This window comes from Caballeronia sp. 11_S32, from assembly GCF_056930355.1.
This window is the reverse complement of sequence record NZ_JBXOWH010000002.1, coordinates 390301-403498: the sequence shown is the minus strand read 5'-3', so window position 1 is coordinate 403498 and position 13198 is coordinate 390301. Positions and strand designations below refer to the sequence as shown.

At 65.1% G+C, this 13198-nt stretch carries 11 protein-coding genes and 1 pseudogene; 4 read left to right on the top strand and 8 right to left on the bottom strand.

Annotated features, from left to right (window positions below; genetic code table 11):
- The first annotated feature begins 207 nt into the window (after window positions 1–207).
- The 3 genes from AC1Z32_RS10045 (at window position 208) to AC1Z32_RS10035 (ending at window position 2713) form a co-directional block, all read left to right on the top strand.
- Entirely contained in the window at window positions 208–852 is a 645-nt protein-coding gene (locus AC1Z32_RS10045; protein ID WP_483478561.1) for a peroxidase-related enzyme, read from the top strand.
- Window positions 853–932: 80 nt separating this feature from the next.
- A complete protein-coding gene (locus AC1Z32_RS10040; protein WP_483478560.1) occupies window positions 933–2264 on the top strand; it encodes an LLM class flavin-dependent oxidoreductase in 1332 nt (443 codons plus the stop codon).
- Window positions 2265–2362: 98 nt separating this feature from the next.
- Window positions 2363–2713 (top strand): DUF3088 domain-containing protein, encoded by a 351-nt coding sequence (locus AC1Z32_RS10035; RefSeq protein WP_061169310.1) that lies wholly within the window; start codon window positions 2363–2365, stop codon window positions 2711–2713.
- Between the two features lie 46 nt (window positions 2714–2759).
- Here AC1Z32_RS10035 and AC1Z32_RS10030 read toward each other — a convergent pair whose 3' ends face one another.
- Window positions 2760–3935: an acyl-CoA dehydrogenase family protein gene (locus AC1Z32_RS10030; protein WP_483478559.1), complete on the bottom strand. Its 1176-nt coding sequence runs from the start codon at window positions 3933–3935 to the stop codon at window positions 2760–2762.
- Window positions 3936–4114: 179 nt separating this feature from the next.
- On the opposite strand from AC1Z32_RS10030, the gene AC1Z32_RS10025 reads away from it, so the two are divergent.
- Window positions 4115–4927: a MetQ/NlpA family ABC transporter substrate-binding protein gene (locus AC1Z32_RS10025; protein WP_483478558.1), complete on the top strand. Its 813-nt coding sequence runs from the start codon at window positions 4115–4117 to the stop codon at window positions 4925–4927.
- 23 nt (window positions 4928–4950) lie between these two features.
- Here the strand turns inward: AC1Z32_RS10025 and AC1Z32_RS10020 are convergent, their stop codons facing one another.
- From AC1Z32_RS10020 to AC1Z32_RS09990, 7 genes and pseudogenes are all read right to left on the bottom strand, one after another.
- The gene (locus tag AC1Z32_RS10020) at window positions 4951–5829 is read right to left on the bottom strand and encodes an ABC transporter permease (RefSeq protein ID WP_483478557.1); all 879 of its coding nucleotides are present in this window, start codon (window positions 5827–5829) and stop codon (window positions 4951–4953) included.
- A complete protein-coding gene (locus tag AC1Z32_RS10015) occupies window positions 5826–6818 on the bottom strand; it encodes an ABC transporter permease (protein ID WP_483478556.1) in 993 nt (330 codons plus the stop codon). Before AC1Z32_RS10015 ends, AC1Z32_RS10020 begins: the two co-directional genes overlap by 4 nt.
- Window positions 6819–6823: 5 nt before the next feature.
- Window positions 6824–8539, bottom strand: a complete 1716-nt coding sequence (locus tag AC1Z32_RS10010; protein WP_483478555.1) for an ABC transporter substrate-binding protein — start codon at window positions 8537–8539, stop codon at window positions 6824–6826.
- On the bottom strand, window positions 8481–10181 hold the full coding sequence (locus tag AC1Z32_RS10005; protein ID WP_483478554.1) for an ABC transporter ATP-binding protein: 1701 nt from the start codon (window positions 10179–10181) through the stop codon (window positions 8481–8483). Before AC1Z32_RS10005 ends, AC1Z32_RS10010 begins: the two co-directional genes overlap by 59 nt.
- A complete protein-coding gene (locus AC1Z32_RS10000; protein WP_483478553.1) occupies window positions 10178–11575 on the bottom strand; it encodes an LLM class flavin-dependent oxidoreductase in 1398 nt (465 codons plus the stop codon). The genes AC1Z32_RS10005 and AC1Z32_RS10000 overlap by 4 nt, the downstream gene beginning before the upstream one ends.
- A 29-nt stretch (window positions 11576–11604) precedes the next feature.
- Complete coding sequence (locus AC1Z32_RS09995) at window positions 11605–12849, bottom strand: acyl-CoA dehydrogenase family protein (protein ID WP_483478552.1); 1245 nt, start codon at window positions 12847–12849, stop codon at window positions 11605–11607.
- A 182-nt stretch (window positions 12850–13031) separates the two neighbouring features.
- Window positions 13032–13190 (bottom strand): annotated as a pseudogene (locus tag AC1Z32_RS09990) (HEAT repeat domain-containing protein); the annotation flags it as partial.
- Window positions 13191–13198: the final 8 nt, after the last annotated feature.

Below are 13198 nucleotides of genomic sequence, written 5' to 3'. Positions count from 1 at the left end.
GTCGCATGCCTCGCTCGTGTGAGTGAAGAGAAGCTTCGGCCCATTATGCGCAGCGCTCCGCCGTGCGATCCAATATCGATTTGCGATTTGCAATTCGCCCCGCGCGATGTGCCCGAACGCCGATTAGCTTATGAAAAATCAGCCGCACCGCGCATCGGCGCCTGCGATAACGTTGAGGTCCGCACTTCAGCGCAGGAGAACCCGAAGATGTCCACGATCGCACCCTCCGATCCCTTCGCGGATCATCTGAATACCTATGACGCCGAGGCCCAACGCGAACCCATTTCCCGCTTCAACGTGCCCGACGAGGCGCGCCTGCCGCCGCATGTCGCGTCGATTCACGCGAAGTTTCGCCGGCAATACGGCTTCGTGCCGAACTGGCTCGCGGCGCTGTCGATCAATCCCGATACCGCGTATCGGCTCGTCACGTTCTACGAGCATCTGTTCGATCCGCACCGCAGCCAGTTGACGGCGGCGGAGCGCGAGTTGATCGCGGTGGTGACATCGGCCGCGAATGAATGCAGCTATTGCGTGTTCAATCACACGCAGGCGCTCGGGAACGCGCTGGGCGATACCGTGCGCGCGCAACGCATCGCGCAGGGCTTTCTTCATGTGCGTCTTCCTGTGAAGGAGGCGGCGCTCGCGGAAATCTCGGAGCGTCTCACGCGCGATCCCGGCGGCATTCGCGATGAAGATCTGCAAGGGCTGCGCTCGATAGGCTTCACGCAACAGGCGGTGACCGAGGTGCTGGAGATATCGGCGTTCTTCAACTACGCCAACCGCCTGACCATCGCGCTCAACGTCGTGCCCGACGACCAGTTCTTCGCGGGGCGTGATCCGGGGAACGCCTGAAGCGAAGCCTGGTGATTCGAGCGCCTTTTCACGAGTCGGAGTACCTTGGCGCGACCCGCTACTCTCGATCAACCGACGCGATGCCACACTCCCGACAACTCCATCTCGGCGCGTTCATGCGCCCGGTCAGCCTGCACACCGGCGCGTGGCGCTATCCCGGTGCATATCCCGACGCCAACTTCAATTTCAAACACCTGAAGCAGTTCGTGCAGACGCTGGAAAGAGGATGCTTCGATGCGTTCTTCATGGCCGATCATCTCGCCGTGCTGAACATGCCGGTGAACGCGCTCAAGCGCAGCCACACGGCGACATCGTTCGAGCCGTTCACGCTGTTATCCGCGCTCGCATCGGTGACCGAGCGTATCGGACTGGTCGCGACGGCGTCGACCACGTTCGACGAGCCGTATCACGTCGCGCGCCGTTTCGCTTCGCTCGATCATCTGAGCGACGGTCGCGCCGGCTGGAATCTCGTCACCACGTCGAATCCCGATGCCGCGCTGAACTTCGGGCGTGACGAACACATGGAGCACGACGAGCGTTATCGCCGCGCGCGCGAGTTCTACGATGTCGTCACGGGTCTCTGGGATAGCTGGGCCGATGACGCCTTCGTGCGCGACACGCAAAGCGGCTTGTTCTTCGATCCGGACAAGCTGCACGTGCTCGACCACAAAGGCCCCTATCTTTCGGTGCGCGGGCCGCTCAACATCGCGCGGCCGGTGCAGGGCTGGCCGGTGGTCGTGCAGGCGGGATCATCGGAAGCGGGCAGGCAGCTCGCCGCCGAAACCGCCGACGCGGTCTTCACGGCGCAGCCGAATCTCGCGGCGGGCAAGCGTTTCTATGCCGATGTCAAAGGCCGCATGGAACGCGCCGGCCGCGCGCGCGGGCATCTGAAGATCCTGCCGGGCGCGTTTGTCGTCGTGGGCGATTCGCGCGACGAGGCGCTGGAGAAGCGCGCATTGCTCGACACGTTCGTGCACGACGACAGCGGCTTCGCGTCGCTGTCGATCGCGCTCGGCCACGACGTTTCGTCGTTCGATCCCGACGGCCCGCTGCCCGAGATTCCCGAGACCAACGCGAGCAGGAGCGCGCGCGAACGCGTGATCGACATGGCGCGCACGGAAGGACTGACGGTCCGTCAACTGGCGCAGCGCGTGGGCGGTTATTCCGGTTTGCAGATGATCGGAACCGCGACGGATATCGCCGACGAGATGGAGCAATGGCTCGTCGAAGAGGGCAGCGACGGCTTCAACGTGATGTTTCCATTCCTGCCCGAAGGCCTCGACGATTTCGTCGCGAAGGTGGTGCCCGAGTTGCAGCGGCGCGGCATTTTCCGGCGGGCGTACGAGGGCGCGACACTGCGCGAGCATCTCGGCTTGCCGAGGCCGTCGAATCGCTTCTTCGCGCATCGGTGATGCGCGAGACATCGATATCCTTATCAGGTGAAATTCGTTCCAATCGCGGCGCGTCATGGCTACGCTGGTCGGCGTCTCAACCACGCATGTCACACACCATGACCCAACGCGATTTGCTGATCCTGCTGGAACCGGGCTTTACCGATCCGAAGCGCCCGGGCGAAGTGTTCGTCTGTCCGGACGGCGCGCCCATCGAAGGGCTGCTTGCAAGCGACCCCGCGCGCAACGCGCGGCTCGATATCCGTCGCGTGCCGTTCGAGCGTCCGCGCCGGGCGGCGGTCGAAGCGCTGAGCGACGCGCATCAGAGCCTTCCCGTGCTCGTGCTCGGCGACGAATACCCCGCGCCGCCCGATGCGCAAGCGCACGGCGACAAGCGCTTCGTCACCGATACGCGCCGCATTCTCGCGTTGCTGGCAGAGCGGCACGGTTTCCCGAAAGTGCACGACTGACCTGATCGGACGCGCCATGCCGAACGGGCATGGCGCAGCGCTTCCCTCACGAATAGAACGACGGCTTCGGGATGCGCCCGTTAAGCGCCCAGTCTCCCAGTTCGCGCACTTTGTAATCGAGCGGATCATGCAGCGTATGCACGCGCACGTTGCGCCAGAAGCGGTCGAGACGCAATGCCGCCGTGGTCGAGCGTGCGCCCGTCACTTCGAACATGCGATTGGCAACGTCCAGCCCGGCCCGCGCAGCCGCCACCTTCGAGGTAGCGACTGCCACGGCCACTTCGCCGCGCTCGCTTTCGGTGAGCGCGAGACCGCGCTGCCACGCGCGATCGAAGGCCTGCATCGCGCGTTCGACGAGCAGACGCGCGCCTTCGAGCGCGACCCAGAAATCGCCGTAGTGCGCGATCACGTAGGGATCCTCGGCGGGCCGCTCGGCTTGCGAGGCGATCCACGGCCGCGTTTGCGCGAGCGTCGCGTCGCGCGCCGCCTGCAATGCGCCTTCGCCGATGCCGAGGTAGATATGGCACAGGATCGATTGCGCGAGCAGCGGCCGCAGCGTGGCGAACGGGCTGGAAAGCGGTCCGGGATGAAGCAGCAGCTCGTCCACCGCGACGGGCACGCTCTCGAAGATCACCGTGCCGCTGTCGGTCTGACGCTGCCCCATGTTGTCCCAGTCGTCGAGCACGGTGATGCCCGCGCGATTCGTCGGCGTCGCGCCGATGAGCAGACGCCCGTCGCCATCGAACGCGGACGCGAGCAGTTGATCCGAATCGCACGCGCCGGAACAGAAGCTCTTGCGGCCATCGAAGACATAGCCGCCGGCGCCATCGGGCAGGGCGCGGGTGCCCTTGTCGAGCGGATTGAGCGCGTTGCCCCAGAACCAGCCCTGCGCGACGGTCTCGCCGAGCCAATGGCGAATCTGCGTGTCGCTGCCGAAAAGGCGGATCGTCGCGAGTTGCAGATGATGAAACGCGAACAGATGCGCGAGCGAACTGTCGACCTGCGCCATGCGTCGCACGACATCGAGCGTCGTCGACCAGGGGGCGCCGTCGCCGCCGAGCTCCGCCGGCACCGACAGCCGCAGCAGGCCGCTCTCGCGCAGCAGGCGGCGCTCGTGAAAGGCGGTGCCGCCGGCCTTGTCGCGCGCGGCGGCGGTTTGGGCCCATTCGCGCAGCACCGCTTCCAGCGGCTCGGTCCACAGGGCGTCTTGCGTGCGACTCATTGAAATGTCTCCTGTCGGTGATAGGTGTTCCGCGTTCGGCAGCGGTCTTTGGCGCCAATCCGGAAAACCATAGATCGATTCATTGGTTTGGCTTTGATGAGCGGATTCGTAAGCTTGTCGCGCACCATCGACGATAACTGCTTCGCTCCCCCGCGGGCGCGAAGCGAGAGGAGAGCCAAATGAAGACGTTTCATCCATTGCGCGCCGGCGTGCTGGCCATCGCGTTGAGCGCCGTGCTTGCATCGCCTGCCCATGCCGCCGATCCGAACAAGCCCGAAATCCGATTCGGCGCAACGGCCGGTCCCTACTCGGACCAGATTCGCTACGGTATCAAGCCGCAGTTGGAGAAGGAAGGCTACAAGGTGACGATCATCGAATTCAGCGACTACGTGCAGCCGAATCTCGCGCTCGCCGACGGCGCGCTCGACGCCAACGCCTTCCAGCACGAGGTGTATCTGAAGAAATTCTCGGAGGATCACAAGCTCGCGCTGTCGGAGCTCGTGAAGGTGCCGACCGCGCCCATCGGTCTGTACAGCCACAAGCACAAGCGTCTCGACGCGCTCAGGGACGGCGCGACCGTGTCGCTGCCCAACGACGTCACCAATCAGGCGCGCGCGATCATCCTGCTTCAGCAGCTCGGCTGGGTGACGCTCAAGCCGGGCGTCGATCCGGTGAAGTCGTCGGAGCGCGATATCGCGTCCAATCCGCACAAGATCAAACTCGTGCCGCTCGAAGCCGCGCAATTGCCGCGCTCGCTGGATGATGTCGACTATGCCTTCGTGAACGGCAACTTCGCGCTCGCGGCGGGCCTCAAACTCACGAATGCGCTGTTGCTCGAAAAGATTCCGCCGTATTACCTGAATCTCGTCGCGGTACGCACGGCCGATCTCGACAAGCCCTATGTGACGGATATCGCGAACGCGTACCGGTCGGCGGAATTCGGGCGCGTGATCGAGCAGCGCTTCGCGGGATTCTCCAGACCAGCGCAGTAAAACGGATGGGCGCGGCGTCGCGTTCAAGGCCGCAGCCCTTCGGCCGCTTCCAGCCGCGACGCCGCGCCGGCACGGCGGTTTCTCGACAGACGCGGATTGAACGCCGCATGCAGGGCATCGCTCAGCAGATTGAGCGCGAGCACCGTCAGGGCGATCGCCGAGCCGGGCACCGCGATCATGTACCACGCGGTGCGCAGCGCTTCGCGCCCGGTGCCGACCATCGAGCCCCAGCTCACCACGTTGGGATCGCCGAGCCCGAGAAAGGACAGCGCCGCCTCGGACAGGATCGCGTTCGCGACGAGCAGCGCGGTCGAAACGAGGATTGGCGTCAGTGCATTGGGCAGGATCTCGATGAAGATGAGATGCGCATCGCTCGCGCCGAGCGCCACGCTCGCGCGGACGAACTCGCGCTCGCGCAGCACGATGAACTCGCCGCGCGTGAGGCGCGCGATGCTCGGCCACGCCGTCACGCCGAGCGCGAACACGATGGTCGCGAGCGACGGCGTCAGAATCGCGACGAGGATGATCGCGAGCAGAAACGGCGGCACGGTCTGGAAGAACTCGGTGATCGCCATCAGCGTCTGGTCGATGAGCCCGCCGAAGTAGCCCGCAATGCCGCCGATCAGCACGCCCAGCACGAGCGCGATGACCGCGACCGTCCCGCCGACATACAGCGAGACGCGCGCGCCGTGGAACAGCCCGGCGAGCAGGTCGCGTCCCATCAGATCGGTGCCGAGCGGATACGCGTGATCGGCGCCGGGCCATTGATAGGGCGCGGCGACCATGTCGAGCGGATCGCCGGGAAAGAGCCAGTTCGCCGAGAGCGCCGCGGCGAGCGCCAGCGCGAGCAGGATCACGCCGACGAACGCGGACGGCTGACGCAGGAAATGGAGCAGCTTCATCGGTTCGACCTCGTGCGTGGATCGACGAATCCGTAGAGCAGATCGACGATCAGATTGAGCAGGACCACCAGAAAGGCCGAGAGCAGCAGAACGCCGACCAGCAGATTGACGTCGCGGCTCTTGATGGCTTCGAACGACAGTTGCCCGAGCCCGGGCCAGCCGAACACCGTCTCGACTATGACCGAGCCGCCGATCAGCGCGCTGCCCTGCAGGCCGAGCATCGTGAGCACGGGCAGCACCGCATGGCGCAGCGCATGATGCGTCGTCACGTACCACGGCCGGCCGCCTTTCGCGCGCGCGGTGCGGATGAAGTCTTCCTGCAGCGTCTCGATCATCGACGCGCGCGCGAGCCGCGCGAAGATGGCCACGTAATACAGCACGAGCGTCGCGGCGGGCAGCACGAGATGGCGCAGATGATCGAGCAGCAACGCTGCGCCGCGATGCGCGACGTTGGTATCGGCGACACCGCCGATCGGCAGCCATTCGAGATGCACGCCGAAGACCACGATCAGCAGCAGCGCGGTCCAGAACATCGGCGCGGAATAGCCTATGGTCGCGAGCGTGGACACGAGCGTATCGACGACACCGTGCGGGCGGCGCGCGGCGAGCACGCCGAGCAGAAGCCCGAGGCTCACCGAGACGACGAGCGCCGTGCCGATCAGCGCGAGCGTGGCGGGCAGGCGCGCGAAGATCAGCGTCGCGACCGGTTCGCCGAAGCGAAACGAGAAGCCGAGATCGAGCCGTATCGCGTGTTCGACGTAGTGCAGCAACTGCCGCGCGACGCCCTGATCCAGGCCGTATGCCGCGCGCAACTGCGCGACGTATTGCGGCGACACGTTGCCGCTCTCGCTCGCGATGACGTCGACGAGATCGCCGGGCATCAGCTTGAGCAGCACGAAGTTGAGCACCGTGGTGCCGAGCAGCACGAGCGCGAGCTGAATCAGCCTGCGCCCGATCGCGCGCGAAGCGAGCGCCGAAGTGAAGTGCATGATGATCACGCCTGGTCGAACCAGACTCGCGCGAAGTTGGAGCGCGAATGGCTGGCGGTATCGGTGACGTTGCGAAGGTTCTTCGACCAGACGCCGAACCAGCGGAACTCGAACAGATTGATGAGCGAGAGGTCGCGCTGCGCGATCTTCTGCAACTGGACGTAGAGATCGCGCCGTTTGGCCGGATCGGTTTCCGTCTGCGCCGCCTCGATCACATGGTCCATTTCAGGGCTCGCGTAACCGGAAGCGTTGAACCACGGCGTGCCGTTCGACGCCGCCTTCGACCAGTAATGCTGCTCGATGCCGATCTGCGGATCGAGACCGTCCGTGCCCCAGCTGCTGATGAGCTGGAAGTTGTAGTCGGTGAAGACGTTCTTGATCCATGTAGGCAGGTCCTGTCCGCGCAGATTCACGTCGATGCCCACGCGCCGCAGCGCCTGCCGCACGAATTCGCCGGTGCGCCGGTAGTCGTCGCCATAGGGAATGAAATCGTGATCTATCTTGAAGCGCCAGCCGTCCGCTTTCTTCGGAAAGCCGGCTTTGTCGAGAAGCGCCTCGGCGCGCTTCGGATCGTAGGGATATTGCTGCGTATCCGGCGTGTAGTACGCCTTCACCAGCGACGACTCCGGCCCCGTCGCGGGCACCGCGTAGCCGCCCCAGACGGTCTTGACGAGCACGTCGCGGTTGATCGCATGGGCGATGGCCTGACGCACTTCGAGCTTGCCGAGGATCGGATCGCGCAAATTGGGTTCGAGCCAGAGCCACGCCGCGTAGCCGTTATAGCCTTCGCGCGAGACGACGAGACTGGGCAGCTTCGCGAGCCGGTCCGCATCGGCGAAGGTCACCGGGTTGCGCTCGCCGTATTGCGCCGCGCCGGTTTCGAGCGCGGTGGCGCGGCCCGAGACGTCCGGCGTGATCTTCCACGTGATGCGGTCCAGATACGGTTGGCCGGGCGCCCAGTATTTCTCGAATCGGTCGAGCACGATGCGGTCGCCGCGTGCCCATTCGGTGAACTTGAATGGACCCGTGCCGACCGGCTTGTTGTTGTACGGATTGTTGCGGATGTCCGTGTTCTCGTAGAGATGCTTCGGCAGGATCGGCGTGCCGAGCGAATCGAGAATGCCGAAGGTCGCGGGCGTCGATTTCGACAGATGCAGCACGACCGTATGCGCATCCGGCGTATCGATTTTCGTCAGGTATTGCAGCACGCGCCGCGATGCCGGGCTGATCTTGAGCCAGACTTCCTCGGCCGAAAATTTCACGTCGGCGGAAGTGAAGGGCTGGCCGTCGTGCCACAGCGCGTTGCGACGCAGTTTGAAGGTCCACGCGAGACCGTCGGGCGAGACGTTCCAGCTTTCCGCCAGTTGCGGGCGCGGTTTCAGGTCGGGACCGTACTCGACGAGACCATCGAAGACCTTGCTCGCCACCGCGCCGATCATCGTCGCGGAGTTGACGAAGAACGCGAGCGTCGGCGGTTCCGGATGAATGACCGCCGTGAGCGTGCCGCCGCGTTTCGCGCCGGTCAGCGTGATCGGCGTCGTTTCGGTCGCGGCCCACGCGTGGCCCGTGAACACGAACGGCGTCGCGGCCCCCGCGAGCAGCGCGCCCGCACCCTTGAGCAATCTGCGCCGCTTCAGATCGGCCACCGCGGCGCCCAGCGGATCATCGCGGAACAGGAGCGGCGAGGTTGAGGTCGGCTGCGGCTTGCTCTTCAAAGTCACGATCGATTTTCCTTGTGTCGGATGAGAATGGCGCGCGCGATGACGGCACCGCGTCGATCAGCGCGCGCGTGTAGGTGTGTTGCGGCGAGGTCCAGATGGAGACGTGATCCCCGCTTTCGACAATGCGTCCGGCCCGCATCACCAGCACGCGATCGGCGATATACCGGACCACCGACAGGTCATGCGAGATGAAGAGCAAGGCGAGGCCGAGTTCGTGCTTGAGGTCGGCGAGCAGATCGAGAATCTGCGCCTGGATGGAGACATCGAGCGCGGATACCGGCTCGTCGCAGATGACGAGTTCCGGCCTGAGCACGAGCGCGCGCGCGATGCCGATGCGCTGCCGCTGCCCGCCGGAGAACTCGTGCGGATAGCGCTTGAGCGCCGATTCAGGCAGACCCACGGCATCGACGATGCGGCGAATCCTGGCCTGCCGTTCGCGCCGGTTCGAGACGCCGTGGATGGCCAGCGCATGACCGAGCGTGCGCTCGACCGTGTGACGCGGATTGAGCGAGCCGTACGGATCCTGAAAGATCATCTGTACACGCCTTCGATACGGCCGCAATGCACGGCGTCCCCGATGGGTGATGTCCTCGCCGTCGAACACGATGCTGCCTGCGGCTGGCTCGACGAGCCGCGTCAGCGCACGCGAAATCGATGACTTGCCGCATCCCGATTCGCCGACGAGTCCAACGGTCTCGCCCGCGCGAATCTCGAAGCTGACGCCGTCGACGGCGCGCACGCCTCGATAGTCGACGCGTATGTCGCGGGCTTCCAGCAGCACGCGGGCCTGCGCGCTCTCCGGCCGCATCGGCGCGGTGCGTGGCGTATCGGTCAGCCGCGCGTCGCGATAATGCAGACCCGCGCCGAAGTGCAGCGACGCGCCGAGCAACGCGCGTGTGTAGGGCTGCGACGGCTGCATGAAGAGTTGCCTGTTCGCCGCTTCCTCGACCTTCGCGCCGTCCTTCATCACGACCACGCGATCCGCCCAGCGCCCGACTACGCCGAGATCGTGTGTGATGAGCAGCACGGCCATCGACAGTTCGCGCCGCAGCCGGTCGATCAGTTCCAGAATCTGCGCCTGGATGGTGACGTCGAGCGCGGTGGTGGGTTCGTCGGCGATCAGGAGGCCGGGCCGGCACGCAACCGCAATGGCGATCATCACGCGCTGCCGCTGCCCGCCCGAAAGTTGATGCGGATAGTCCCCGAAGCGGCGCTGCGGTTCGGGCAGCCGCACGAGTTCGAGCAGTTCGAGCGCTTCCTTGCGCGCGGCCTGCGCGGACATTGGCCGATGCAGCGTCAGCGCTTCGGCGACCTGTTTGCCGATGGGCTGAAGCGGGTTCAGCGAAGTCATCGGCTCCTGAAAGATCATGCTGATGCGATTGCCGCGCAGCGCGCTCCACTCACGCTCGCTTTGCTCGAAGAGCCGTTTCCCTTCGAAGCGGATTTCGCCTTGCATGCGCGCGCGGCCGGGCAGCAAACCCATCGTCGCGAGGGCGATGGTCGATTTTCCGCTGCCGGATTCGCCGACGAGCGCGACGATCTCGCCGCGCGCAATCGCGAGATCGAAGGGACGAACCGCGGCGTGCCCGCCGAAGGACACGCTCAACTGATCGATCTGAAGCAGGAGCGTCGACGTGCTCATGTTGCTTGCCTGAGCGCCGGCTCGGACAGATTGCGGAAACCCGCTCCCGTATGACGGGGCGCGAGCCGCGCGCCACCGCCGAAGAGTTTCTCGCGCAGCGTGCCCTCTGCATACGACGTCTTGTAGATGCCGCGCGACTGCAGTTCGGGAATCACCAGATCGATGAAGTCCTCGTAGCTCTCCGGCGTCACCGTGCGCGTGAGGTTGAAGCCGTCGATGCCTGCTTCGTCGACCCACGATTGCAGCGCGTCGGCCACCTGAACCGGATCGCCGACGATCGTCGTGTAGCGTCCGCCCAGTTGCATCTGTTCGAGCAAATGGCGCACGGTGACGCCGCGCTTGCCATCGGTCACGCGCTGCACCGACGATTCGATGCCGCGCCCTTTGTGACCGCCGGGCGGCGCGAGTTCGTCATCGGGCGCGTAAGTCGAATAGTCGATGCCGCTGCCCGCCGCGAAGTGCGCGAGCCCGGCTTCGGGACTCGCATACCGCGCGTATTCGGCGAACTTCTCTTCGGCTTCGCGCTGCGTGCGGCCGACGACAACCGTGATGCCCATGATGATCTTGAGATCGTCCGCATCGCGCCCGGCCTCGACGGCTTGTGCGCGCAGTGCGTCGACGAGCTTGCGCGTGCCTTCCTTGCTCTGGCTCGACACGAACACGCATTCCGCATGACGCACGGCGAACGCCTGGCCGCGCCCCGACGATCCCGCCTGAAACAGCACCGGCGTGCGTTGCGGCGAAGGCTCGCACAGGTGATAGCCTTCCACGTCGTAATAGCGGCCGTGGTGATGCAGCTTGCGGACCTTCGCGGGATCGGCGAATACGCGCGCTTCGCGATCTCGCAGCACCGCGTCGTCCTGCCAGCTTCCTTCCCAGAGCTTGTAGAGCACGTCGAGATATTCGTCGGCGCGGTCGTAGCGCTCGTCGTGCGCGATCATTTCGGTGTGGCCCATCGCGCGCGCGGCGCTGTCGAGATAGCCCGTCACGATGTTCCAGCCGATGCGGCCATCGGTCAGATGATCGAGCGTGGAAAAGCGTCGCGCGAGCAGATAGGGCGCCTCGTACGTGAGATTGACCGTGACGCCGAAGCCCAGATTCCGCGTGGCGGCGGCCATCGCGGAGACGAGCATCATCGGATCGTTGACGGGCAATTGCACCGACTCCTTGAGCGTGACATCGACCGATTGTCGATAGATGTCGTACACGCCGACGATATCCGCGATGAAAAGACCGTCGAACAGGCCGCGCTCCAGCAGCTTCGCGAGATCGGTCCAGTAGGAGAGCTTCCGATAATCCGTCGAACGATCGCGCGGATGGGTCCACAGGCCATGATTGATATGGCCGACGCAGTTCATGTTGAACGCGTTCAGAATGATTTGCTTCTTGCTCATGGAAGGACGTGTGGCGAACGAAGGGAAAGTCAGGCCACGCCGATGCGCCATTGCCCCGGCGGCAGCGTGCCGTTCACGGCGAAGTCGCCGACGATGCGGTCCTTGTAGATGCGCGGGTTATGCGACGCGATCGTGCGCGCGTTGCGCCAGTAGCGATCGAGTCCCGACGTGCGCAGCGTCGCGGAAGCGCCGAGCGCGTCGAATACGCTCGCGCTGGCGTCGAGAATCAGTTGCGACGCGACCGTCTGTGCCTGCCAGATCTCGATCTCGGTCTCCGCGATGATGGCGAGCGCGTCCGGCTTGTCGAACGACGCCACCGCGCGTTCGAGCGCGCGCGCTGCTTGCGCGACGATCGCGCCGGCCGTCCATGCGTGCGCGCGGGCGCGGCCGACCACCTGCAGCAATTGCGGATCTTCCGGGGCGCTCGAGGTCACGGCATTGCTATAGCTGCGCTTGCGGCTGGCGAGGACCGCGGCGGCATCGCTCGCCACCGCGCGGCCGATGCCCGCGAGCGTCGCCAGATGCACGAGCTGATAGAACGCCTCGGAGTAGGGAAACGGCGCGCGGCCCGCGACGATCTCGCGTTCATCGACCTTCACGTTGTTGAAGCGGCTCGTGCCGCTCGCGGTGAGACGCTGGCCCATGCCGTCCCAGTCGTCGATCACTTCGACGCCGTCCGTATGACGATTGACCGTGACGGAAACCGCCTCGTCGTGCGCGTCCGTTGCGCCGACGTGGATCCAGTCGGCGAAGAGCGACCCCGTCGTATAGAACTTCGCGCCGTTCAGATACCAGCCGCTCGCGTTGCGCGTGAGGCGCGTCGCGAACTGGCTGCGCGGCGCCTCGCCGGTTTCGGACCATGCCGCACCGACGATCTCGCCCTTGCCGAGCCGCGCGAGCCATCGTTCGCGTCGTTCGACGGAGCTGTCCAGTGCATGCTCGGTGAAGCCGAAATGCGCGCGCAGCGCCTGCGTGATATTGGAATCCGCCTCCGATAGTTCGATCAGCAGTTCAAACAATTCGACGAGGCGGATGCCTTTGCCGCCATATTCACGCGGCACGCGCAACGACGTGAAGCCGGCGTCGCGCAGCCAGCCGATTTCATCGGCGGGAAGGCGGCGTTCGAGCTCGCGCGTCACGCTCTGCGAGCGAATGCGAGCGAATACGGAGCGAAAGGAAGAGGCGAGCGCGGCGTAGTTCTCCGTGGGGCCGGGACCCCACGCAGCGCCGACGACGACGCCCGAAGGCAAGGGAGCGTTGCGATCGAAAGGCATGGTGCGTATGCGAGCTTCGTGAAAGTGTCGATTATCTGCAACCAATGCGCTAACGCTAAACGATGAATCATCAGAAGCTAAGGCGAAATCGTCGCTATTCGAAGCCGCGCAGCCGCACGCATAATTCGCCGACTATCGCGATGGAACCGCGCTTACACGCGAACCGATGCTCCGAGCGGGCGTCAGCCGTGCCGCGTCCCGATCTGCGCAATCGCGATGCGCGAGGCCTTGCGCACTTCGGGATCGCCGTCCTGCAGCGCGGCTTCGAGAACCGGCAGCGCATCGACGTTGCCGAACTCGCCCAGCGCAAGCGCGGCTTCCTTGCGCACGCTGCTGATCGGGATAGCGT

Excerpts from the sequence above, each read along its gene's own strand:
- AC1Z32_RS10045 (WP_483478561.1), top strand. The coding sequence starts at position 208 with ATGTCCACGATCGCACCCTCCGATCCCTTCGCGGATCATCTGAATACC.
- AC1Z32_RS10040 (WP_483478560.1), top strand. The coding sequence starts at position 933 with ATGCCACACTCCCGACAACTCCATCTCGGCGCGTTCATGCGCCCGGTC.
- AC1Z32_RS10035 (WP_061169310.1), top strand. The coding sequence starts at position 2,363 with ATGACCCAACGCGATTTGCTGATCCTGCTGGAACCGGGCTTTACCGAT.
- AC1Z32_RS10030 (WP_483478559.1), bottom strand. The coding sequence starts at position 3,935 with ATGAGTCGCACGCAAGACGCCCTGTGGACCGAGCCGCTGGAAGCGGTG.
- AC1Z32_RS10025 (WP_483478558.1), top strand. The coding sequence starts at position 4,115 with ATGAAGACGTTTCATCCATTGCGCGCCGGCGTGCTGGCCATCGCGTTG.
- AC1Z32_RS10020 (WP_483478557.1), bottom strand. The coding sequence starts at position 5,829 with ATGAAGCTGCTCCATTTCCTGCGTCAGCCGTCCGCGTTCGTCGGCGTG.
- AC1Z32_RS10015 (WP_483478556.1), bottom strand. The coding sequence starts at position 6,818 with ATGCACTTCACTTCGGCGCTCGCTTCGCGCGCGATCGGGCGCAGGCTG.
- AC1Z32_RS10005 (WP_483478554.1), bottom strand. The coding sequence starts at position 10,181 with ATGAGCACGTCGACGCTCCTGCTTCAGATCGATCAGTTGAGCGTGTCC.
- AC1Z32_RS10000 (WP_483478553.1), bottom strand. The coding sequence starts at position 11,575 with ATGAGCAAGAAGCAAATCATTCTGAACGCGTTCAACATGAACTGCGTC.
- AC1Z32_RS09995 (WP_483478552.1), bottom strand. The coding sequence starts at position 12,849 with ATGCCTTTCGATCGCAACGCTCCCTTGCCTTCGGGCGTCGTCGTCGGC.